We start from the raw sequence: 22,076 nt of genomic DNA on the forward strand, positions 1-22,076 counted from the left end.
TTCAGCCCCGTTCACGGTCGTGCAGACGAGACCGAAGGCGGTGGCCGCTCCCACGACTGGCCGAGCACGAACGCAGGTCAATGCCTCTGTAGGGGGCCCAGCACCCCATCACCACCAAACCGGCGCCGGCGACCCCGCGCAGAACGCGACTTCATACACTCGTTCTCCGGCAGCGAAGGGAGCCGTCATGGAGCTGGCGCCATCGAGACGGGGCCGCGTAGCCAACAGCGGCTTGGGTGCGCTTCCAGCCGCCGTGACCATCCTCTACGCAGCCCAGACCACCGCCGCGTTCCCGCGCCTGTCGGCCTGCGTGGTCCTCTCCGCCTCGGTGATCATCGCTGTCCGGGGGTACCGGCTCTGCGTCACCTGCGAGAACACCGAGCTGACAGTACGCGGCTACCTGCGGACGCGAACCATCCCCCGAAGCAGCATCACGGAGATCACCGACTTCCCCGCTGTCCGCTGGACGGATCCGAGTGGGCGCAGGCGCTGGTCACCTCTGTGGGTACTCCATCGTGGCCCTCACGAAACCGCAGGGATCGCGGCATCCAAGAACCGCAACATCGCGGCACTGCGCAACTGGCTACAGCCGCGCAAGCGTCGGCCGACTCGCCGGTGACAGTCTCGGAGGCGGGTCAAGTGATGTCAGGAGACGCCAGCCGAAGAAGCAAGGCAACCTGCCTCGCCGCGACAGTTACCCTTCCTCCCGTGAACGGCAGAGGCGCATGGATCGGCACCATAGGCGGGTTTGTTGTTTGGTGGGGTCTGACAACTTTGACTTTCCGGCTCTTCGGCATGGTCATCGATGACCTCAAGAGCTGGCCGACATGCGCCGGCATGGCCGCCGCATCCGTCGTGACAGGGGAGCTGTCAGAACGCCGGCATCGGCGTCGGCGCAAGACGGGACCGCCGACGTCTTTCAACCACGGGAAACCACGAGGAAAGCGACCGAGCCCGACTCTGCCACGTATCGACCGTTCAACAAACCCCTTCCGGAAGTAGGCACTTGACCGCTTTGGGGCCTGAGTCAGAGCGGGAGGTCGTCAGGGAGTACTCGGAACGCCTTGTGGCGGCCCAGCGGGCGTACGGCCCGGAAGTCTCGTCGGTCCAGGGTGAGGATCGCGTCCGTGTCGTAGTCGGCGGCCAGCGCCACGTTCGCCGCGTCGGCGAGGTCGAGGTCCAGCGTGCGGTAGCGGACCCGGACGGACTGGGCGGCGCCCAGGTGGTCCTCCGTGATCTCCGGCAGGACGACACGACCCCGGCTCATCCAGCGCCGCAGGTCGTCGACCGCGCTGAGGGCGGCCTCCCTGCCGAGCTCACGCGTCGCCACGTGATCCAGTTCGGACAGCAGGAGCGGGGACATGACCAGCAGACCGGCCGCCATGATCGCCTCGTTCACCGCCTGGTGTTCCGGATGAGCCGAGTCCAGGGCTGCCAGAAGGCCGGACGTGTCGGCGATGACAATGATCACGCGGCGGATCCGGAACCGGGGTCGCTCTCACGCCGGACGGCCTCGGCGACCGTGTCGCGGACCTCCGACTTGGGCAGCGTGCGCCCCGGCCCCTCGAAGGTGCGCGAAAACAGCGGCTCGTCCCAGACCCTGTTCGCCATGGCCGCGAGGTGGATGCCCTGGCGGATGATCTCGGCCTCGCTGATACCTCGGCGCTTGGCGGCCTCCTTGATGATCGCCAGGTCTTCGGGGTCCGCGTAGACGTTCGTGCGCTTCATGGACATGTACCAAGGGTAGTACATGTACCTGATTGATGTATCCGGCACACCGTGCGGCGAGGCTCAGCTTGGGCGGCGGCAGCGGCAGCGGCAGCGGCAGCGGCAGCGGCAGCGGCAGCGGCAGCGGCAGCGGCGCCAGGATGTCGATAAGTCGGTCCCGGTGGCCGCGGACATGCCGGCTGACCCTGCAAGCGGGGTGCCGCTGACGCACGGGTACTCCAACGGAACCCGACCGGTGGGCCGCGGGCCCTAAGCCGTGTGTGGCGCGGAGCCATACGGAGGCAGCCCCCGGCCATCCGCTCCTCACCTCGATCTCCCACCGACGGGGACTTGCGCACGAAAACCGATCAGTTTACGGTGGTGAAACTGATCGGTTTCTCGCTGCGCGCGGACGGGCGAGCCACGACCCGAATCACCAGGAGCACGGATGACCGCCGAGCGCGACGCCGTAGGACGGGGACGACCGTCGGGTCCCCGCATCCCGGCGAAGCTGGCCGCCACCCCTCCGTACAGGCCGTACTCGCCCGGCGCGAGGCAGCCGACGCGGTGCGCCCGCCCGTGGTGATCGACGCGGAGTGGCTGCGCGAGCTGTGCCTGGCCGCCGGTGCGGACGACGCGGCAGCGGTGAGCCTGGACCACCCCGACCTGGCAGGCGAGCGCGAACACGTACGGTCCGCGCTGCCCGGCACCCGCACCCTGATCGCGATGACGGTCCGGATGAACCGCGACAACTGCCGCTCCCCGGCTCGCAGTGTGGCCAACCAGGAGTTCCACCAGGCCGACGAACAGGCCAACCACGCCGCCCGCACGGTCACCCGGGCCTTGCAGGACGCGGGCTATCGCGCGCTCAATCCGTCGGTCGGCTTCCCGCAGGAGATGGACCGTTTCCCCAGGGAGCGGATCTGGGTGGTGGCGCACAAGACGGTCGCGGTGGCCGCCGGGCTCGGTGTGATGGGCCTGCATCGCAACGTCATCCACCCGAGGTTCGGCAGCTTCGTGCTGCTGGTCACCGTCCTGGTGGACGCGGAGGTGAGCGAGTACGGGCGAGCACTGGACTACAACCCCTGCATCGACTGCAAGTTGTGCGTCGCCGCCTGCCCGGTCGGTGCCATCACCAAGGACGGCGCCTTCGACGCGCTGGCCTGCACCACGCACAACTACCGCGAGTTCATGAGCGGGTTCACCGACTGGGCGCAGACCGTGGCCGACAGCGAGGACGCCGCCGACTACCGCTCCCGGGTGAGCGATTCCGAGAGTGCCTCCATGTGGCAGAGCCTGTCCTCGCCGCCCGGCTACAAGTCCGGCTACTGCCTCGCCGTCTGCCCCGCGGGCGAGGACGTCCTCGGCCCCTACCTGGACGACCGCAAGTCCTTCATGGACACCGTCCTGCGACCGCTCCAGGACAAGAAGGAAACCCTCTACGTCCTGCCGGGCTCCCACGCGCAGGAGTACGCCCGGCGCCGCTTCCCCCACAAGCCGGTCAAGGAAGTCACCGGCGGCTGGCAGCCCCCGGCGAAACGTTCCGCGTCCCCCGAGCGAGAGAAACGTACGTCATGAGTGGCATTCACCCCTTCCGCGTCCTGCGGGCCAAGCCGCTGTGGATCGCCAACGGCGTCATCACGGGCGTCCTCGCGCTGCTGTTCGCCGTGTTCTACGTCGGCGCCAACATCGACCCGGCCGGCCACCTGAAGAACCTGCCCGTCGGTCTGGTCAACGCCGACAAGGGAGCCGCCGTCGACGGCAAGCAGATCAACCTCGGGAAGCGGATCACCCAGTCGATCAGGAAGTCCACCGCAGGCCGGGGCAAGATCGACTGGAAGGTGATGGACGAGAAGGAGATGAAGGAGGAACTCGGCAAGGGCAAGCTGTTCGGCGCGCTCATCGTGCCCGCCGACTTCACCTCCGCCACCACCGCCCTCACCGGCACCGCGCCCGCCGGGGCCCCGGCCCGCCCGGCTCTGACGGTGCTGACCAACCAGTCCGCCGGCAGCATCGGCTCCGGCCTGGCCCGGACGGCGACGACGACGGCTGCCGAGAACGCCTCGCTCCAGCTGGGCAGGGAACTGACCGCGCAAGTCGGCGCCCAGCAGACGAAGCTGCCCGCCGCGGCACGCCTCCTGCTCGCCGACCCGGCCGCCGTCACGGTCGAGGACGGCCACCCCCTCGACTCGCACAGCGGCCTGGGCCTGACGGCGTTCTACTACGCGCTCACCCTCGTGGTCGTCGGCATGCTCTCCGCCAACGTCATCAGCGGCCAGGTCGACCACGCCCTCGGCTACACCCACAACGACATGGGCCCCCTGCGCCTGACCCGCCCGCTGATCCGGGCGACCCGGGTCCAGACCCTCACCATCAGCAGCACCCTCATGGCCGGGCTGTCCCTGGTGATGGGCACCCTGGTCATGGTGGGCGCGGTCGGCATCATGGGCATGGACGCCTCTCACCTGCCGCTGCTGTGGCTGTACTCGGTGTGCGCCGTCGCGGTCGCCGGGATCGGCGCGCTCACCCTCCTCGCGGTCTTCGGCACGCCCGGCATGCTGGTGGTCACGTTGGTCTTCATCGGGATGGCGGTGCCGACGGCCGGGGCCACCACCCCCATCGAGGCACTGCCCGGCTTCTACCGCTTCCTCGCGGAGTTCGAGCCCCTGCGGCAGATCACCGGCGGCATCCGCTCGATCCTCTATTACGACGCCCAGGGCGACGCGGGTCTGACGCGGGGCTGGGTCATGATGGCGGCCGCCCTCGTGGCCGCGGCACTGTTCGGCTTCGGCGTGCTGGGCTGGTACGACCGCAAGGGACTGCACCGCGTCCCGTCGGAGACGACGCCCGGGAAGAGCGCGGCTCCGGCGTAGCGGAAGGCGTCTCCGCATCACCCCTGCATCACTCCCGCGCCACCCGCGCATCACCCCCGTATCACCCCCGCATCACCCAGGACGGGGCCACTGCTCGGAGTTGTCCCGGTGTGTGTCGCCCTGCCGGGGACGACAGGCGCGCATACCACCCCGGCTCGGCGACGGCCTTTCCCCCGGGCCGTCGCCGAGCCCCCGCCCGGACACTCCCCGGGAAACCGATCAGTTTCCATTCCGTCGGAATGGAGTTAACCTCTCAGTATGACCACCGAGGCGAAGCCCAGTTCCCGAGAGCGGCTGCTGAACGCGGCGGCCACGCTGACCTACCGCGACGGCGTCAACATCGGCGTGGAGGCGCTGTGCAAGGCGGCGGGGGTGTCGAAGCGCTCCATGTACCAGCTGTTCGAGAGCAAGGACGAACTGCTCGCGGCGAGCCTGGAGCAGCGCACCACCACCTATGTGGCGGCACTCCTGCCCGCACCGGACGACGACCGTTCGCCGCGCGAGCGGATCCTGCACGTCTTCGGACAGGTGGAGTCGCAGTCGGTTGCGCCCGAGTTCCACGGCTGCCCCTACCTGGCCGCGCAGATCGAGCTCAAGGACGAGAACCACCCCGCGAGCCAGGTGGCCCGTCGGGTCAAGGAGAACCTGACCGGCTTCTTCCGCGGCGAGGCCGAGCAGGGCGGGGCGAGCGATCCCGATCTGCTGGCCCGGCAGCTCAGCCTGGTCTTCGACGGCGCCAGCGCACGGGCCGGAATCGGAGCGGACACACTGACGGGGCTCGTGGCACCGACGGTGGTCACCCTGCTGGACGCGGCACACATGCGCTGAGGCATCGCCCGGCCGCCGCGCGGACAGCCTCCCCCGACCTGGGCCGAGTCGCCCTCGCGCCGTCGCGGGGCACGACATCGCGGAGCACCGAGGACACCGGCGCGCAGGCGGCGGGTACCGCGTCACCGACCGGCCGGAGACCCTCCTCGGACGGTCTTCAGGCCACCAGGCCCAGGATTCGGAGACCCTCCTCGGACGGTCCTCACCCACCGCATGACGCCCGATCAGGCGGCTGCCCGGCCACGCCCCTCACGCTGTACTGCGGCCAGGTAGGCCACAAGGCCCAGGATGGCGAGGGTCCACGCCAGCGTGACCGGCTCCAGCCCCAGTGCGAGACCGCCGCGGGAGCCGTTCACCGCCATCCAGTCGGCGAGCGAGGCGCCGAGGGGGCGGGTGATGACGTACGCGGCCCAGAAGGCGGGCACCGCGTCGAGACCGCTGAAGCGGTGGGCCGGCGCGGGCACGCAGATCGCCGCCGCGAAGAGGAGGACCGAACCCAGGTAGCCGAGGCCGGTGGTGGCGGTGAGGTCGCCCGCCGCGGTGCCGAGGGCGAACGTGGCGAGGACGGCCGCCCAGTAGAACGTCTCGCGTCGGCGGGTGCGGATGCTGTGGATGGACAGGGTGCGCTCGCTCGCGTACCAGAGGACGAAGACGGCGGCCAGGACGACGAGGAACGCGGGGGTCGAGACCGCGTAGGGGACGCCGAGGCCGACGTGGAGGACGTCGGCCGCCATCGTGCCGAAGACGCTGACCATGACGACGGTGGTCCAGTAGACCCAGGCGATGTGGCGACGGACGGTCAACTGGACGGCCAGGGAGGCCACCAGGGCGATTCCGCCGGCGGCGACCGCCGGTATCGGGCCGAGCACCCGGGCCAGGAGATCGGACGCCGTCTCGCCCATGCCGGTGGTCAGCACCTTGATGAGCCAGAAGAGGACCGTCACTTCGGGCACCTTGTTCGCCATCGGGCGCAGGGGGTGGCGGGACCTGTCGTCCAGGCCGTCGAGGAGGTGCGGTGTCGTCATGGCCCGCACGATGGCACGGTCAACGGCCTCTGCCCCAGCCCGCTTTGCCATAGTTTTTGTGCTTCTGGTGGGTAAGTTTCCTTTGGGTGACCGCGTTCCGGGAGGTGAGGGCCGGAGTCAGCGCGACTCCTCGCCCTGCGCCACCTCCACCTCGTGGTGGAAGGTCACCACGCCGGCCGCCGCGGCGCAGGCCGAGAACGCCGTGCAGGCGGCGAGGAGCAGGGCGATCCAGGAGGCCGTACGGGAGCGCCGCGCGGGAGGCGCGAGGAGAGCCGCGACACGCCGCGGCACGGGGCCGGTGGTCGCGGCGGCGGCGAAGTCCGGGCGGGTGGAGTGCGAGGCGTGGCCGGCGAGGGCGGCGCGGGCGATCGCACGCGCGGTCAGGTGGCGGTCGCCGACGGCGGTCGCGGCGGCCTCGTCGGCGGCGCGTTCCGCGGCGAGTCGGACGGTGTCGCGCAGGCGGCGCAGGCCGGGGTGGCAGTGCGCGGCGAGTTCCGCGGCGAGCAGGAAGCGGTGGTGGCCGCCCGCGTTGTGGGCGCGTTCGTGGGCGAAGAGGGCTTCACGCTCGGCGGGGCCGAGGCTGCGGAGCATCGCGGTGGTGACGACGATGCGATGCGGCCGGCCGGGCAGGGCGTACGCGTCCGGGTGGGGCGAGTCGACGACGCACAGGTCTCCCGCGGCGGGGCTCAGATCCGCCTGTCTGCGGGCGGAGCGGAAGGCCTGGAACTGGCGCACGGCCGAGCGCAGCAGGGTCCAGGCGCTCACGGTGAGCACTCCCGTGGCGGCCGCGGCCACGGGCAGGACGAGGGTGTCGGGCGGTGTGGGCAGGGGACGGACGAGTTCGCCGAACGCGGCGAAGAGGGGCACTTTGAGCAGGCCCGTCAGCACCAGCGCCCCCAGCGCGGACACCGAGGCAGCGGCCAGTACGAGCGTGCTGAGGGTCAGCGTCCACAGCGCGGCGACCGGGTTGAGGCGGTCGAGCGCCCGCCCGGCCAGCGTCCGGACGGCGAACGGCAGGAACAGCGGGGCGAGCAGCAGGGCCAGTTGCGGAGCGGTCACTGCTCACCCCCTTCCAGGAGTTCGCGCAGGACCCGCTCGTCGTCGGTGCTCAGCCGGGCGACGAAGCGGGCCAGGACCGTCTCCCGGTCGGTGTCCCGGTCGAGTTCGCTGTGCATGCGGCGGGCGGTGAGGCCGGGGGCGTCCTCGACGGGGAAGTACGCATAGCCGCGCCCCTGCCGCTCACGGTCCACGACCCCCTTGTCGTGCAGGCGGGTCAGGATCGTCGTCACGGTGGTGCGGGCCAGGTCGACGGCGAGGTCGGCCTGCACCTGCCCCGGTGTGCGGGGCACGCCCGCGGCCCACAGGGCGGCCATGACGGTGGCTTCGAGCTCACCGGCCGGCCGTCGTTCGTCCTTCGCGTCGGTCATGGGAACGATCCTCACCCCGCCATCGTCTACAGTGCAGTAGACCGTCTACAAGATTGTAGTCACTCGGGCGCCGTGTCCACGTGCTCCCGTCCGCCCAGTGAAACAGAAGGGGACCGAGGCATGCTGCTCGCCTTCGACGGGGCCCCGGTCGACGGTTCCGCCTACACCGACGTGGTGGACCTCGCCCACCGCTCCCCCGCCTGGCTGGACGGCCTGGTGTCCGCCTGGTCGACGTACGGGCTCTCGCTGTTCGCCGTCCTCATGGTCGTGGGCTGGTGGCGGGCGCGGCACCTCGGCTCCCGTGAGGCGGTGATCGCGCTGGCAGCGCCGGTGACGGTCGTCGTGGCGTACGCGCTCGACGACGCGCTGAAGCTGGTGGTGCGGGAGGACCGCCCCTGCCGGAGTCTGCGGGTGGCGACGCTGGAGGCGTGTCCGGCACCGGGCGACTGGTCCTTCCCCAGCAACCACGCGGCGACGGCGGCCGCGGCCGCCGTCGCGCTGCTCTTCGTCTCCCGCCGGCTCGGTGCGCTCGCGGCGGTGGCCGCGGTCGCGATGGCCGCCTCCCGGGTCTGGGTCGGCGCCCACTACCCCCACGACGTGGTGGCCGGTCTCGCGGTCGGTGCGCTCGTCGCCCTGCTGCTCACCACGGCCCTCCGCGGCCGGCCCGACGCACTGGTACGACGGCTGAGCGCGACGCGGCTTCGGCCGCTGCTGGTCGATCCGTGAGCCGCGGGAGTACGGCCGACCTGGGGGGCCGCCTACGGCGACGGTGCGTGCGTCGGGGCTGAACACCGCGACTTCGCCGCTGTCGCCGGGGCGGGTGAAGGCGTGTCGGAGCCGGCCTCCTGGCCCGGCAGAACCCACCCGAAGCCGACCGTCACCGGCCGGCGAGGGGTGCGGGGGGCGTCGTACGGCTTCCTCTTCCGGTTCGCCGGCCGGAACAGCCGTAGCCCGGCACCTCCCCGGGTCGCCACCGCTCACCCGGGCGACCCGGGCCGGGACCTCGTGGCCGTCGGCGTGGGCTGCGGGGCGTCGGCGCGCAGGGGGGCGTGCCCGGGCTTCGGGTCGGCGACCACGGCCCCCTTCTTGCGGTGGCGGGGCACGCCGTCCTGGGGGAACGTCAGCTGCTGGTTCATCCACGTCAGGGCGGGCGGCAACTCCTGCACCCAGGTCGGGAAGTTGTGGCTGCCGTGCTCGGGCTGGATCGACGCGACCCGCATGGGAGCCCTGACGGCCTTGATGAAGGCCTGCGTCTGCGGATAGCCGCGCTCACCGTGCTTGCTCTCGGCCACCAGGACGGAGACGTCGGGGGCGGGCAGGTGCTTGAGCCGCCACATCAGATCGTGGCCGTTGATCCGCTTGATGCGGCTCGGGCCGGTGCCGAAGAGATTGCCGGTCGTCGGGTCGTCCTTGACCTTGTAGTCGGGCGAGAGGGCTACGGCCGTCGTGTACACCTGCGGATCGCGCATCGTCAGCTGCAGGGCACAGCTGCCGCCGGAGGAGTAGCCCATGACCCCCCAGGCACTGGCGTCGTGGCCGACCCGGTAGGCGGACTTCAGGGCTTGGGGAAGGTCCTTGGCCAGGAAGGTCTCGGTCTGCGGACCGCCCGGTACGTCCACGCACTCGGTGTCACGCGGCGGGGCGATCGTCGGCCGGATCATCACCATGACGGTCGGCTGCATCCGACCGCTCTTCTGCAGGGCTCCGGCCGCCTGCGACACCCGCAGATACTGCGCGAGGTTGAAGATGCTGCCCGGGTATCCGCTGAGCGCGACGATCACCGGGAAGCGCTGCCGCTGGTACGCCTTCTGGAAGTACTGCGGCGGCAGATAGACGAAGGCCGGGTCGACCACGCCCGTACGGCGGCCGACGACCTTCACGGACTCCACTCGCCCGTTCACCGCGGCGGGGCCGGTGGGCAGTCCGCTGACCCGGCTCAACTGCTCGTCGGTGGCGGGCTGTACCAGCGCCCCCTGCACGGCCACGCCGTTCACCGTGCCGGTACCGCTGTAGCCGCCCGCCTGTGTCACTCCGACCGGGGCCGTCTCCACATCGCCGAAGAGTTCGCTCCATGAACCGAAGAACTGGTACGACGAGTTCAGCCAGCACGCGAACGCCGCGATGATCACCACCTGGGTCGTCCCCAGAGCCACCAGGCGCCCGAGCACGTGCAGCAGCCCCTGCTGGGCGAACCGTGGCCACCACCGGACCAGCAGTGCCACACACACGGCGGCGAGGGCCGCCATCACATACACGGTCGTCTCGCTGGTCAGACCCATACCGGTTGATCCCCGATTTCCCTACCTGTGCGGTTTCCTTCACACAGAAGGAGGGGTCGGGAATCCTGCGCGTTCCCCAATTAGTGCAAAAGGGGTGGCGATACCGCCCACTCGGCGGCGTCCCTCGCCTGCCGCCCCATGGTGCTCGCCCGCGGGACGAGCCGGTGCGGGGCCCGGATCTCCATGCCGGGGACCGGCGTCGAGCTGCCGATGCGCTTGAGCAGTCGCGTCACCGCCGTCTCGGCGATCATCTTCTTGTCCGGCGAGACGGTCGTGACGGACGGGTTCGAGTAACGGCCGTCCTCGATGTCGTCGTAGCCGACGACGGCGACGTCCTCGGGGACGCGCAGCCCGCGTGCGGCCAGCGTGTGCAGGGCGCCCAGGGCCACCAGGTCGCTGTAGCAGAAGACCGCGTCGGGCCGCTCCTCCAGGTCGAGCAGGTGCGCCATGGCGCTCGCGCCGTCGGAGCGGTTGAAGCGCGGGGTGGAGATGACGAGTTCCTCACGCACGGCAACGCCGGCCCGCTCGTGGGCCAACCGGTAGCCCTGGGTGCGCAGTTGGGCCGCCTCACCGGTGCGGTAGGGCTGGTCGCCGATCGCGGCGACGCGGCGCCTGCCGAGGCCGAGCAGATGTTCCGTGGCCTCCCGGGAGGCGGTGACGTCGTCGATGCCGACATGGTCGAAGCCGCCGTCGCTCACCCGCTCCCCGAGCACGACCAGCGGGAGGTTCGCGTCCCGCTCGCCCAGGTCGGACTGGGCCAGCCCCAGGGGGCTGAAGATGACGCCGTCGAAGAGCAGCTGCTGGGAGCCGCGGCTGAGGAACAGCTTCTCGTGCTCGGGGTCGCCGTCGGTCTGGTCGATCAGGACGTTGTACCCCCGCACCCGGGCCGCCCGGATGATGCCCTGGGCCAGTTCGGCGAAGTAGGGCGTGTCCAGGTACGGCACCACCACCGCGATCTGGCCGGACCGGCCGGAGGCGAGGTTGCGGGCCAGGACGTTGGGCTGGTAGCCGAGCTCGTCGACGGCCTTCTGCACCCGGGCACGCATGGCCTCGGAGACCGGGGCGTAACCGTTGACCACATTGGACACGGTCCGGCTGGAGACGCCGGCGAGCGCCGCGACATCGCGGAGTGTGACGCCGTTTGCCATATGTCCACCTTCGCCCCGGATGTCGTTTTCAGCGCTGAAAGTTTCCTACGAGTTACCTCTTGCAGCGCGGCAAGTTCTCGGTTAACACTTTTGCAGCGCTGCAAAGCGTAGCAGAAGGGGGCCTGATCCAGCCGGGTCGGGAACCCAGGGATCGTGACGTCACCGCGTCGCGGACCGGACCAGTAGGAGCCGCAGTGGGAACAGCCACTCAGGAGCCGGGAGCCGCACCGGCCATGACAGGGCCTCACTCTTTACTCACGGCGGTCTGACAGCGCCCGTGCGCTGATCACCTGGCTGTCTCTCACCTTCACCGACGTCACCCGCGCCCACCCTCCCGCGCCGGTCGACGGCCGCCTCCTCGCCCAGTGCCGCGGTGCCCGCACGCCCTCGGCCCCCTCACCGGGCCCCCGTGTGTCCGGCGTACCTCCGCCTTGCCACCCTCGCCCCTGCCCTCGGGCACCACACCCAGGAGATTGCTCATGTCCTCCACCAGAAGGCCCACGTCCCGTTCCGTCCGGCGCACCGCGGTCGCGGCGACCTCCGCCGCCCTCGCCGGGGTGCTCCTCGCGGCCTGCGGGTCGGGCGGCGGCAGTGGCAGCGGCACCACGGGCGGCGGCCCGGTGCACATCAAGGTGTGGGCCTGGTACCCGCAGTTCAAGCAGGTCGTGGCCGAGTTCAACAAGACCCACAAGGACGTCCAGGTCGACTGGGTGCAGGCGGGCGTCGGCCAGGACGAGTACACCAAGCTGAAGACCGCGCTCAAGGCGGGCCAGGGCGCCCCCGACGTCGTCATGCTGGAGTTCCAGGAGCTGCCGACCATCCAGCTCACCAAGGGCCTGCTCGACATGGGCAAGTACGGCGCCAACGACGACAAGGGCAACTACGTCGACTGGGCCTGGAAGCAGGCCTCCGACGGCGACCACGTCTACGCGATCCCGGTCGACGGCGGCCCGATGGCGATGATGTACCGCGCCGACCTCTTCAAGAAGTACGGCCTGAAGGTCCCGACGACCTGGGCGCAGTACAAGGAGGAGGCCGCCAAGCTGCACAAGGCCGACCCCAGCGCGTACATGACCGACTTCGGCAGCGACGAGACGGCCGCCGGCTGGCGCCAGGGCCTGACGTGGCAGGCCGGCTCCCGCCCCTACACCTACTCGGCGAGCAAGCTGCCGGACATCGGGGTCAAGCTCAACGACGACAACGCCAAGAAGGTGTACGACTACTGGGGCGACCTGGTCAAGAACAAGCTGGTCGACACCCAGTCGTACGCCACCACGGACTTCTACAACGGCCTCAGCACCGGCAAGTACGCCACGTACATCGCGGCCGGCTGGGGTCCGGGCTACCTCTCCAGCGTCGCCAAGAAGACCGCGGGCAAATGGCGGGTGGCCCCGCTGCCGCAGTGGACGGCGGGCGGCAACGCCCAGGGCGACTGGGGCGGCTCCAGCTTCTCGGTGACCTCGCAGACCAAGCACCCCAAGGAGGCCACCGAGGTCGCCCGGGAGCTCTTCGGCACCTCCCAGGGCGCCTGGAAGATCGGCATCGACCAGGCCTACCTCTTCCCGCTGGCCACCCCGACCCTCAACAGCGAGTACTTCAAGAACAAGAAGTACGACTTCTTCGGCGGCCAGCAGATCAACAAGGTGTTCGTGCCTGCCGCGAACGGCATCGGGGCCTTCGACTGGAGCCCGTTCCAGGACTTCGCCTACAACACCGACACCAGTGAGGTGGGCAAGGCCGTCCAGGGCCAGACCCCCTGGTCCTCCGTCAACGACAACGTCCAGGACCAGGTGACCTCCTACGCGAGCAAGCAGGGATTCAAGGTCAGCAAGTAACGGACCCGAGTCCCCGACCCCCACTGCCCCCGCCCGCGCGTCGCACCGCCCGCCGGCGGGGGCGCCGTAAGACGCGCAAGGAGATGTGATGAGCCTGCTCCGACAGCAGGGACCCGCGACGGCCGCGCCCCCAAGTACCGTCCGCAAAAAGGGACTTCGCTCCCCTGTGACCGGATCGGGCGTGGGCCGCCGGAACGGACGGCAGTCCGCCCACACCCGCCACCAGGCCATGGGCTTGCTGCTGATCACCCCGTTCGGGCTGCTCTTCGCGGCCTTCCTGGTGGCCCCGCTGGCGTACGCCTTCTGGCTGAGCCTCAGGACCTCCACCCTGGTCGGCGGTGACCACTTCAGCTGGTTCGCCAACTACAAGCAGACCTTCACCGACCCGCACTTCACGTCCGGTGTGCGCCGCGTGGTGGTCTTCGGCCTGGTGCAGATCCCGGTCATGCTGGGACTCGCGCTGCTCGGCGCCCTCATCATCGACGAGGTCTCCAGCAAGCTCGCCAAGGTCTTCCGGATGACGCTGTTCATGCCGTACGCCGTCCCCGCGGTGATCGGCGCCCTGATGTGGGGCTTCCTGTACAGCCCGACCTTCGGCCCGGTGAACTCCCTCAGCCACGCCCTGGGCACCGGGAAGGTCGACCTGCTCGGCCACAGCCTGATGCTGACCTCGCTCGGCAACATCGTGACCTGGCAGTGGACCGGCTACAACATGATCGTCCTGTACGCCGCGCTGCAGGGCCTGCCCCGCGAGGTCTACGAGGCGGCCAAGCTCGACGGCGCCGGGCAGATCCAGACGGCCCTGCGCATCAAGATCCCGATGATCTCCGCGGCCATGGTGCTCACGCTGATGTTCACCATCATCGGCACCCTGCAGTTCTTTACCGAGCCCCGCGTGCTGGAGCCGACGGCGTCCTCGGTGATCACCCCGGACTACACGCCCAACCTCTACGCCTACAACCTCGCCTTCCAGTACTCGGAGTTCAACTACTCCGCCGCCATCTCCTTCTCCCTCGGAGCGGTGGTCTTCATCGGCTCCTACCTCTTCCTGTTCGCCGCACGCAAAAGGAGCGGACTGAAGTGACCACCGCCGCCGCACCCGCCCCCGCCGTCACCGTCGCCGCCCCGAAGCCCCGCCGTACGTCCTCCGCCCGAGGACGCGTCACCGTCAACGCGGTGATGGTGGCGATGATCCTGTACTTCCTGATGCCGTTCTGGTGGCTGGTCGTCGCCGCCACCAAGGACAACGACGCCCTGTTCTCCACCGCCGCCCTGTGGTTCCACTCGCCGGGCGCCTTCTTCACCAACCTCCAGCAGCTGTTCACCTACAACGACGGCGAGTACCTGCGCTGGATGGGCAACACCGCCGTCTACGCGGGCGTCAGCGGCGTCGGCGCCACCGCCGTGGCCACCTTCGCCGGGTACGCCTTCGCCAAGTACCGCTTCCCCGGCCGCAACCTGCTCTTCTCCAGCCTGCTCGGCGCCATCATGGTCCCGGCGACCGCGCTGGCCATCCCCACCTACCTGCTGCTGAGCAAGGTGGCGCTGACCAACACCATGTGGGCGGTCATCCTGCCCTCGCTGCTCAACCCGTTCGGCGTCTACCTGGTGCGGGTCTACGTGCAGGAGTCCCTGCCGGACGAGCTGCTGGAGGCGGCCCGCGTGGACGGGGCGGGCGAGCTGCGGGTGCTGTGGTCGGTGGCGCTGCCGACCCTGAAGCCGGCCCTGGTCACCGTGCTGCTGTTCTCCATGGTCGGCACCTGGAACAACTTCTTCCTGCCGCTGGTCATGCTCAACAACGACAAGCTGTTCCCGCTCACCGTCGGCCTGCAGTCCTGGTACCAGGGAGCGCTCATCCAGTCCGGCGCCAACGCGCTGTTCACCCTCGTCATCGCGGGCTCTCTCGTGGCGATCCTCCCGCTGATCGTCGCCTTCCTCCTCCTCCAGCGGTACTGGCGCGGCGGTCTGACCGTCGGAAGCCTCAAGTGAGCCCAGTTCCTCCCCTTTCGCGCACCTCCCGGAGCGACCTCCATGCTGCACGCCTCCCTGACCGTCGACCCCGCCTTCCGCGTCGCCGACGTGAGCCCCCGGACCTTCGGCTCGTTCGTCGAGCACATGGGCCGTTGCGTCTACACCGGCATCTACGAACCCGGCCACGCGTCCGCCGACGAGGACGGCCTGCGCCGTGACGTCCTGGACCTGGTGCGCGAGCTGGGGGTGACCGCCGTGCGCTATCCCGGCGGCAACTTCGTCTCCGGCTTCCGCTGGGAGGACAGCGTCGGCCCGGTCGCCGACCGCCCGACCCGCCTGGACCTCGCCTGGCACAGCACCGAGACCAACGCCTTCGGCCTGCACGAGTTCCAGCGCTGGGCCGAGAAGGCCGGCGTCGAGTCGATGATGGCCGTCAACCTCGGCACCCGGGGCGTGGCGGAGGCCCTGGACCTGCTGGAATACTGCAACCACCCGGGCGGGACCGCCTGGTCCGACCAGCGGATCAAGAACGGCGCCCAGGACCCCTTCGGCATCCGCATGTGGTGCCTGGGCAACGAGCTGGACGGCCCCTGGCAGACCGGCCACAAGACCGCCCAGGAGTACGGCCGTATCGCCGCGGAGACCGCCCGGGCCATGCGCATGGTCGACCCGACGCTGGAACTGGTCGCGTGCGGCAGCTCCAGCTCCTCGATGCCGACCTTCGGCGCCTGGGAGGCCACCGTCCTGGAGGAGGCCTACGACCAGGTCGACTACATCTCCTGCCACGCCTACTACGAGGAGCTCGACGGCGACCTCGGCAGCTTCCTGGCCTCCGGGGTCGACATGGACCACTTCGTCGAGTCGGTGGTCGCCACCGCCGACCACATCCGGGCGAAGCTGGGCCGGAAGAAGCGGATCAACCTCTCCTTCGACGAGTGGAACGTCTGGTACAACACCCGTTTCGAGGCGCAGGGCAAGCCCACCGACTGGGCCGTGGCGCCCCGAGTGATCGAGGACGAGTACAACGTCGCCGACGCCGTCGTGGTCGGCGGACTGCTGATCAGCCTGCTGCGCAACAGCGACCGGGTCACCGCCGCCTGTCTCGCCCAGCTCGTCAACGTGATCGCCCCCATCCGCAGCGAGCCCGGCGGCCCGAGCTGGCGGCAGACCACCTTCCACCCCTTCGCCCAGGCGGCCCGGCACGCCCGCGGCACGGTCCTGCGGGTGGAGCCGGTCGCGCCGACCTATGAGACGAAACGTTTCGGCGAGGTCTCCGTCGTGGACGCCGTGGCCACCCACGACGGCGACGAGCTCACCGTCTTCGCGATCAACCGGCACCAGAGCGACAACGTCGAACTCGCCCTGGACCTGCGGGCGTTCCCCGGGTACGCCCCGGTGGAGCACGCGGTGCTGAGCGACCCCGACGTGCGCGCCGTCAACACCCAGGACGACCCCGACCGAGTCCGCCCGTACGCCGCCGACACCGGTTCGGTCACCGACGGCCGCCTCACCGCGAGCCTGCCGCCCGTCTCCTGGAACGTCGTCCGGCTGCGCCGCGCCGGCTGACCACTCCCCTCCGACACCCGCCGCTTCCGACTCCCCCCTTTTCTCCCGGGAGCGGCGGGCCCCGCACCACCCCTCTTCCCGGACATCCCTTGGGAGCCGCACATGTCCACCACCAGGGAAGGCGCCAGACAGCGCGCCGTACCCCGCACCCAGGCGATCACCCTGCTGCTGGCCCTGCTCGCAGCCGTCGTCGCCGTCGTCCTCCCCGCCTCCGGCCAGGCGCACGCGATCTCGCGCGCCTCGCAGACGATGTACACCCCGCCGTCCAACGCCCCGTCGCCCGGCTCGCTCTACCCGCGCGCCATCCGGCTGCAGAACAGCGGATCGTCCAACGGCACGCTCCTCGCCACATTCGAGCAGTACAGCTCGGGCACCCCCGTCTTCCCGATCTACCGCAGCACGGACAACGGCAACAGCTGGAGCCAGATCTCCAGCATCAGCGACACCCACAACGGCTTCGGCAACCGCTACCAGCCCTTCCTGTACGAGCTGCCCACGCAGATCGGCACCTTCCCGGCCGGCACGATCCTCGCCGCCGGCAACTCCATCCCGAACGACCTCTCCACCACCGAGCTGGACCTGTACGCCAGCACCGACCACGGCGCCTCCTGGTCGTACGTCAGCTCCATCGCCACCGGCGGTGAGGCCGACCCCACCAACGGCAAGACGCCGGTGTGGGAGCCGTTCCTGATGGTGTCGGGCTCCAAGCTGATCGCGTACTACTCCGACCAGCGCGACCCGAACCACGGCCAGAAGATCGTCCACCAGGTCTCCACGGACGGCGTCACCTGGGGTTCCGTGGTCGACGACGTGGCCACGTCGACGTACGGCGACCGTCCGGGCATGCCCGTCGTCGCCAAGCTGCCCAACGGCAACTACGTGATGACGTACGAGTTCTGGGGCGCCCCCGAGGGCGGCTTCGCCGTCTACTACAAGATCTCCTCCAACCCGGAGGCGTTCGGCTCCGCCACCGGCATCGCCCTCAAGGCGACCGACGGCACCCAGCCCAAGAGCGCCCCGTACATCACCTGGCTGCCGACCGGCGGTGCCAACGGCACCCTGGTGGTGAGCGCCAACAGCAGCGACGACCTGTTCCTCAACACGCAGAACGGCGCCGCGAACACCTGGACGCGCATCGCCTCCACCGTCCCCGGCGGCTACAGCCGCGGTCTGCTCCCGCTGGCCGACGGCCACAGCCTGCTGGTCCTCAGCGGCGGCCACCTCACCAGCACCGGCCTGAACCCGGTCAGCTACGGCACGATCGACCTGGGCGGCGGCATCTCGGACGGCGCGACCTACACGATGTCCAACGCCAACAGCCACCTGATGCTGACCATCGCGGGCGGCTCCACCACCAATGGTGTCAACGCCACCCAGCAGAACGCCGACAACGCCACCGACCAGCAGTGGAGGTTCGTCCAGCAGACCTCCGGCTACTTCAAGATCTTCAACGTGGCCAGCGGCAAGGTGCTCGGCGTGCAGAACCAGTCCACCGCCAACGGCGCCAAGGTCCTGCAGTGGGACGACAACGGCACCCTCGACCACGAGTGGGCGATCGCCCCGAACCCGGCGGGCGGCTTCACCGCCACCAACCGGATCAGCGGCAAGTACCTGGAGATCCCCAGCGCCTCCACCACCGTCGGCACCGCCGCCGGGCAGTGGTCCGACACCGGCTGCGCCTGCCAGCGCTGGAACCTCGCCCAGACCGCGCTGCCGAACCTGGCGACCGGCCAGTACCGCCTGGTCAACAAGAACAGCGGCAAGCTCCTGGAGATCCCCGGAGCCTCCACCGCCGCGGGCAAGCAGGCGGGCCAGTGGGTGAACACCGCCAACAACTGCCAGCTGTGGACCTTCCAGTCGCAGAGCGGCGGGGCGTGGACCGTGAAGAACGTCAACAGCGGTCTGTTCCTCGACAACAACGGCTCCGCCTCGGCCGGCGCGGCCGTCGTCCAGAACGCCTCGTCCACCGCGAGCTCCCAGAAGTGGACGCTCACGGACGCGGGAGGCGGCTACTACAAGCTCGTCAACTCCGGCAGCGGCCTGGTGGCGGACGTCGCCTCGGCCTCCACCGCCAACGGCGCGCTGATCGTGCAGTCGGCGGACAACGGCGCCGATGACGAACTGTGGCAGGTCGTGCGGGTCAACTGACCCACCTGGGGGCCCGGTTCAGGCCGGGCCCCGATCTTCTGCCCAAGATCCCGAACAGTGATCGCAATACCGAACAAGAGAGGTGGGCCGCCATGCCCGAGGAACCCTGCGTCGTAGGCGTCGACTACGGAACGCTGTCCGGCCGGGCCGTCATCGTCCGCGTCCGCGACGGCGCGGAGCTCGCGTCGGCGGAGCACGTCTACCCGCACGCGGTCCTGGACCGCGAGCTGCCGGACGGCACCCGGCTGCCCCCGGACTGGGCCCTTCAAGTGCCCTCCGACTACATCGACGTGCTGCGCATCGCCGTACCCGAGGCCCTCGCCCGCGCCGGAGTGGCGCCCGAGCAGGTCATCGGCATCGGCACCGACTTCACCGCCTGCACGATGGTGCCGACACTGGCCGACGGCACGCCCCTGTGCGATCTGCCCGAGTACGCCTCCCGCCCGCACGCCTACGTCAAGCTGTGGCGCCACCACGCGGCGCAGGGCCAGGCCGACCGGATCAACGCGCTGGCGGAGGAGCGGAAGGAGCCGTGGCTGCCGCGCTACGGCGGGAAGATCTCCTCCGAGTGGGAGTTCGCCAAGGCACTTCAGGTCCTGGAGGAGGATCCGGAGGTCTACGGCCGCATCGAGCGGTGGGTGGAGGCCGCGGACTGGATCGTGTGGCGGCTGAGCGGGACGTACGTCCGCAACGCGTGCACCGCCGGTTACAAGGGCCAGTACCAGGAGGGCGTCTACCCGTCACCCGCCCATCTGGGCGCTCTGCACCCGGACTTCGCCGGTTTCGTCACCGACAAGCTGGACCAGCCCGTCGGTCAACTCGGCGACCCTGCAGGGACGTTGACCGTCGAAGCCGCCGCCTGGACGGGGCTGCCCGAGGGCATCACGGTCTGCGTCGGCAACGTCGACGCGCATGTCACCGCCCCGGCGGCAGCAGCCGTGGAGCCCGGCCAGATGGTCGCCATCATGGGCACCTCCACCTGCCATGTGATGAGCTCCGACCAGCTCGGCACCGTGCCCGGCATGTGCGGGGTCGTCGACGGCGGCATCCTGCCGGGCCTGTGGGGCTACGAGGCCGGGCAGAGCGGCGTCGGCGACATCTTCGCCTGGTTCGTGCGCACCGGCTTCCCCGCCGAGTACGCCGAGAAGGCCGCGGCGGCCGGGCAGACCGCGCACGAGTACCTGACCGAACTGGCCGCCCGGCAGAAGGTCGGCGAGCACGGACTCGTGGCCCTGGACTGGCACAGCGGCAACCGCTCGGTGCTGGTCGACCACGACCTCAGCGGCCTGATCGTCGGCCAGACGCTGTCCACCCGCCCCGAAGACGTCTACCGCGCCCTGCTGGAGGCCACCGCCTTCGGCACCCGCACCATCATCGACGCCTTCGAGTCCGCCGCCGTACCCGTGCGAGAACTGATCATCGCGGGCGGCCTGACCAAGAACGCCCTGCTCATGCAGATCTACGCCGACGTCACCGGCCGCCCGCTCGGCGTCATCGGCTCCGCCCAGGGCCCGGCGCTCGGCGCCGCGATGCACGCCGCCGTCGCCGCCGGGGCGTACCCCGACATCCGCGCCGCCGCCCACGCCATGGGCAAGGTCCACCGCGGCCTCTACCTGCCGGACCCCGAGCGGGCGGCCGCCTACGAGCGCCTCTACGCGGAGTACCGGGTGCTGCACGACTACTTCGGCCGCGGCACCAACGACGTCATGCGCCGGCTGCGCCGCCTGCGCACCGAAGCGTCCGCCTGACCCCCTCGAAAGGAACCCTCATGGAGAACAGCGCCAACCACCCCTACCCCGACCAGGAGATCTGGTTTCTCACCGGCAGCCAGGGCCTGTACGGCGACGACGTCCTGAGCCAGGTCGCCAAGCAGTCCAGGAACATCGCCGAGATCCTCGGCGGCCCCGGCAAGGTCCCGGTGCGGATCGTGTGGAAGCCGGTCCTGACCGACGCCGAGTCGATCCGCCGGATGTGCCAGGAGGCGTCCGCGTCCGACACCTGCGTGGGCGTGATCGTGTGGATGCACACCTTCTCCCCGGCCAAGATGTGGATCGCCGGACTCAGCGCCCTCGACGTGCCGCTGCTGCACCTGCACACCCAGTACAACCTGTCGCTGCCCTGGCCCAGCATCGACATGGACTTCATGAACCTCAACCAAGCCGCGCACGGCGACCGCGAGTTCGGCCACATCGAGTCACGGGTCGGCGTGGACCGCAAGATCGTCGCCGGTCACGCCACCGACCCGCGGGTGATCCGGCGGGTCGCCGCCTGGGCCCGGGCGGCTGTGGGCCGGCACGCCTCACGCACCCTGCGCCTGGCCCGCTTCGGCGACAACATGCGCGACGTCGCGGTGACCGAGGGCGACAAGGTCGAGGCGCAGCTGCGGTTCGGGTACTCGGTGAACACCTACGGGGTCAACGACCTGGTCGCCGTCGTCGACGCGGTCGAGGACAAGGCGGCGGCCGAACTCGCCGAGGAGTACATCGAGTCGTACTCCGTCGTGCCCGCCCTGCGCCCCGGCGGCATCCGCCACGACTCGCTGCTGTACGCGGCTCGCCAGGAACTGGGCCTGCGCACCTTCCTCACCGAGGGCGGCTTCACCGCGTTCACCACCAACTTCGAGGACCTGGGCGGGCTGCGCCAACTGCCCGGCCTGGCCGTGCAGCGGCTGATGGCCGACGGCTACGGCTTCGGCGGCGAGGGCGACTGGAAGACCTCCGCGCTGCTGCGCACGATGAAGGTCATGGGCACCGGGCTCCCCGGCGGCACCAGCTTCATGGAGGACTACACCTACCACCTGGGCCCCGGCACTCCGCGTGTCCTCGGCGCCCACATGCTGGAGGTCTGCCCGTCGATCGCCGCCGACCGGCCCAGCTGCGAGATCCACCCGCTGTCCATCGGCGGCCGCGAGGACCCCGTCCGCCTGGTCTTCAACGCCGCCGAGGGCCCCGCCGTGGTCGTCGGCCTCTCCGACCTCGGCGACCGCTTCCGCCTCACCGCCAACGCCGTCGACGTCGTCTCCCCCAGCGAACCGCTGCGCCGCCTGCCCGTGGCCCGGGCGGTGTGGAAGCCGCGTCCCTCGCTGGCCGAGTCCGCCGAGAGCTGGTTGCTGGCCGGCGCCCCGCACCACACCGTGCTCAGCTCCGCCGTCGACCTGGAGACCCTCACCGACTACGCCGCGATGACCGGTGTCGAACTGCTCACCATCGACGAGAACACCAGCACCGAGCAGTTCGCCAAGGAGATCCGCTGGAACGCCGCCTACCACC

General features: G+C 70.2%; 19 protein-coding genes. 12 read left to right on the forward strand and 7 right to left on the reverse strand.

The genetic code is table 11. From position 1 onward, the window contains the following. Positions 1-187 precede the first annotated feature (187 nt). Positions 188-619, forward strand: coding sequence for a hypothetical protein (locus ABZT93_RS34265; protein WP_356112038.1), 432 nt, complete (start codon positions 188-190; stop codon positions 617-619). Between the two features lie 408 nt (positions 620-1,027). Here ABZT93_RS34265 and ABZT93_RS34270 read toward each other — a convergent pair whose 3' ends face one another. Continuing rightward, positions 1,028-1,471 carry a PIN domain-containing protein gene (locus ABZT93_RS34270; RefSeq protein WP_356112040.1) on the reverse strand — a complete coding sequence of 148 codons (444 nt, stop codon included), beginning with the start codon at positions 1,469-1,471 and terminating at the stop codon, positions 1,028-1,030. Next, positions 1,468-1,734, reverse strand: a complete 267-nt coding sequence (locus tag ABZT93_RS34275; RefSeq protein ID WP_356112042.1) for a CopG family transcriptional regulator — start codon at positions 1,732-1,734, stop codon at positions 1,468-1,470. The genes ABZT93_RS34270 and ABZT93_RS34275 overlap by 4 nt, the downstream gene beginning before the upstream one ends. 354 nt (positions 1,735-2,088) lie before the next feature. On the opposite strand from ABZT93_RS34275, the gene ABZT93_RS34280 reads away from it, so the two are divergent. The 3 genes from ABZT93_RS34280 to ABZT93_RS34290 all read left to right on the forward strand — a co-directional run bounded on the left by ABZT93_RS34280 (position 2,089) and on the right by ABZT93_RS34290 (position 5,408). After that, on the forward strand, positions 2,089-3,285 hold the full coding sequence (locus ABZT93_RS34280; RefSeq protein WP_356112044.1) for a 4Fe-4S binding protein: 1,197 nt from the start codon (positions 2,089-2,091) through the stop codon (positions 3,283-3,285). Further along, positions 3,282-4,580, forward strand: coding sequence for a DUF3533 domain-containing protein (locus tag ABZT93_RS34285; protein WP_356112046.1), 1,299 nt, complete (start codon positions 3,282-3,284; stop codon positions 4,578-4,580). Before ABZT93_RS34280 ends, ABZT93_RS34285 begins: the two co-directional genes overlap by 4 nt. Positions 4,581-4,838: 258 nt before the next feature. Further along, the gene (locus ABZT93_RS34290; RefSeq protein WP_356112048.1) at positions 4,839-5,408 is read left to right on the forward strand and encodes a TetR/AcrR family transcriptional regulator; all 570 of its coding nucleotides are present in this window, start codon (positions 4,839-4,841) and stop codon (positions 5,406-5,408) included. A gap of 224 nt (positions 5,409-5,632) precedes the next feature. Here the strand turns inward: ABZT93_RS34290 and ABZT93_RS34295 are convergent, their stop codons facing one another. The 3 genes from ABZT93_RS34295 to ABZT93_RS34305 form a co-directional block, all read right to left on the reverse strand. Then, positions 5,633-6,433: a hypothetical protein gene (locus ABZT93_RS34295; RefSeq protein ID WP_356112049.1), complete on the reverse strand. Its 801-nt coding sequence runs from the start codon at positions 6,431-6,433 to the stop codon at positions 5,633-5,635. A 117-nt stretch (positions 6,434-6,550) separates the two neighbouring features. Continuing rightward, positions 6,551-7,492 (reverse strand): M48 family metalloprotease, encoded by a 942-nt coding sequence (locus tag ABZT93_RS34300; protein WP_356112051.1) that lies wholly within the window; start codon positions 7,490-7,492, stop codon positions 6,551-6,553. Beyond that, positions 7,489-7,860, reverse strand: a complete 372-nt coding sequence (locus ABZT93_RS34305) for a BlaI/MecI/CopY family transcriptional regulator (protein ID WP_356112053.1) — start codon at positions 7,858-7,860, stop codon at positions 7,489-7,491. The genes ABZT93_RS34300 and ABZT93_RS34305 overlap by 4 nt, the downstream gene beginning before the upstream one ends. Before the next feature lie 120 nt (positions 7,861-7,980). On the opposite strand from ABZT93_RS34305, the gene ABZT93_RS34310 reads away from it, so the two are divergent. Continuing rightward, entirely contained in the window at positions 7,981-8,586 is a 606-nt protein-coding gene (locus tag ABZT93_RS34310) for a phosphatase PAP2 family protein (protein ID WP_356112055.1), read from the forward strand. A gap of 251 nt (positions 8,587-8,837) precedes the next feature. Here ABZT93_RS34310 and ABZT93_RS34315 read toward each other — a convergent pair whose 3' ends face one another. Together ABZT93_RS34315 and ABZT93_RS34320 are read right to left on the reverse strand one after the other, a co-directional pair. Then, complete coding sequence (locus ABZT93_RS34315; protein ID WP_356112057.1) at positions 8,838-10,139, reverse strand: alpha/beta hydrolase-fold protein; 1,302 nt, start codon at positions 10,137-10,139, stop codon at positions 8,838-8,840. Positions 10,140-10,219: 80 nt separating this feature from the next. Further along, positions 10,220-11,287, reverse strand: coding sequence for a LacI family DNA-binding transcriptional regulator (locus tag ABZT93_RS34320; RefSeq protein ID WP_356112060.1), 1,068 nt, complete (start codon positions 11,285-11,287; stop codon positions 10,220-10,222). A 479-nt stretch (positions 11,288-11,766) separates the two neighbouring features. Here ABZT93_RS34320 and ABZT93_RS34325 point away from each other — a divergent pair, with 479 nt between their 5' ends. From ABZT93_RS34325 to araA, 7 genes are all read left to right on the forward strand, one after another. Beyond that, positions 11,767-13,122 (forward strand): extracellular solute-binding protein, encoded by a 1,356-nt coding sequence (locus ABZT93_RS34325; RefSeq protein ID WP_356112062.1) that lies wholly within the window; start codon positions 11,767-11,769, stop codon positions 13,120-13,122. 88 nt (positions 13,123-13,210) lie between these two features. Then, on the forward strand, positions 13,211-14,206 hold the full coding sequence (locus ABZT93_RS34330) for a sugar ABC transporter permease (protein ID WP_356112065.1): 996 nt from the start codon (positions 13,211-13,213) through the stop codon (positions 14,204-14,206). Continuing rightward, positions 14,203-15,111, forward strand: coding sequence for a carbohydrate ABC transporter permease (locus tag ABZT93_RS34335; protein ID WP_356112067.1), 909 nt, complete (start codon positions 14,203-14,205; stop codon positions 15,109-15,111). The genes ABZT93_RS34330 and ABZT93_RS34335 overlap by 4 nt, the downstream gene beginning before the upstream one ends. 42 nt (positions 15,112-15,153) lie before the next feature. Beyond that, a complete protein-coding gene (locus ABZT93_RS34340; protein WP_356112069.1) occupies positions 15,154-16,659 on the forward strand; it encodes an alpha-N-arabinofuranosidase in 1,506 nt (501 codons plus the stop codon). Between the two features lie 102 nt (positions 16,660-16,761). Beyond that, positions 16,762-18,807, forward strand: coding sequence for an RICIN domain-containing protein (locus tag ABZT93_RS34345; RefSeq protein WP_356112071.1), 2,046 nt, complete (start codon positions 16,762-16,764; stop codon positions 18,805-18,807). Between the two features lie 92 nt (positions 18,808-18,899). Beyond that, positions 18,900-20,555 (forward strand): ribulokinase, encoded by a 1,656-nt coding sequence (gene araB, locus ABZT93_RS34350; RefSeq protein ID WP_356112072.1) that lies wholly within the window; start codon positions 18,900-18,902, stop codon positions 20,553-20,555. A gap of 20 nt (positions 20,556-20,575) precedes the next feature. Continuing rightward, a partial coding sequence (gene araA / locus ABZT93_RS34355) for an L-arabinose isomerase (RefSeq protein WP_356112074.1) occupies positions 20,576-22,076 on the forward strand: 1,501 nt, incomplete at its 3' end.

This window comes from Streptomyces sp. NPDC005303 (assembly GCF_040607335.1).
GTDB lineage: Bacteria > Actinomycetota > Actinomycetes > Streptomycetales > Streptomycetaceae > Streptomyces.

Bases quoted from the DNA above. Each gene is read 5' to 3' on its own strand.
- ABZT93_RS34265 (WP_356112038.1), top strand. From the start codon at position 188: ATGGAGCTGGCGCCATCGAGACGGGGCCGCGTAGCCAACAGCGGCTTG.
- ABZT93_RS34275 (WP_356112042.1), bottom strand. From the start codon at position 1,734: ATGTCCATGAAGCGCACGAACGTCTACGCGGACCCCGAAGACCTGGCG.
- ABZT93_RS34285 (WP_356112046.1), top strand. From the start codon at position 3,282: ATGAGTGGCATTCACCCCTTCCGCGTCCTGCGGGCCAAGCCGCTGTGG.
- ABZT93_RS34290 (WP_356112048.1), top strand. From the start codon at position 4,839: ATGACCACCGAGGCGAAGCCCAGTTCCCGAGAGCGGCTGCTGAACGCG.
- ABZT93_RS34295 (WP_356112049.1), bottom strand. From the start codon at position 6,433: ATGACGACACCGCACCTCCTCGACGGCCTGGACGACAGGTCCCGCCAC.
- ABZT93_RS34305 (WP_356112053.1), bottom strand. From the start codon at position 7,860: ATGACCGACGCGAAGGACGAACGACGGCCGGCCGGTGAGCTCGAAGCC.
- ABZT93_RS34310 (WP_356112055.1), top strand. From the start codon at position 7,981: ATGCTGCTCGCCTTCGACGGGGCCCCGGTCGACGGTTCCGCCTACACC.
- ABZT93_RS34315 (WP_356112057.1), bottom strand. From the start codon at position 10,139: ATGGGTCTGACCAGCGAGACGACCGTGTATGTGATGGCGGCCCTCGCC.
- ABZT93_RS34320 (WP_356112060.1), bottom strand. From the start codon at position 11,287: ATGGCAAACGGCGTCACACTCCGCGATGTCGCGGCGCTCGCCGGCGTC.
- ABZT93_RS34325 (WP_356112062.1), top strand. From the start codon at position 11,767: ATGTCCTCCACCAGAAGGCCCACGTCCCGTTCCGTCCGGCGCACCGCG.
- ABZT93_RS34330 (WP_356112065.1), top strand. From the start codon at position 13,211: ATGAGCCTGCTCCGACAGCAGGGACCCGCGACGGCCGCGCCCCCAAGT.
- ABZT93_RS34340 (WP_356112069.1), top strand. From the start codon at position 15,154: ATGCTGCACGCCTCCCTGACCGTCGACCCCGCCTTCCGCGTCGCCGAC.
- ABZT93_RS34345 (WP_356112071.1), top strand. From the start codon at position 16,762: ATGTCCACCACCAGGGAAGGCGCCAGACAGCGCGCCGTACCCCGCACC.
- araB (WP_356112072.1), top strand. From the start codon at position 18,900: ATGCCCGAGGAACCCTGCGTCGTAGGCGTCGACTACGGAACGCTGTCC.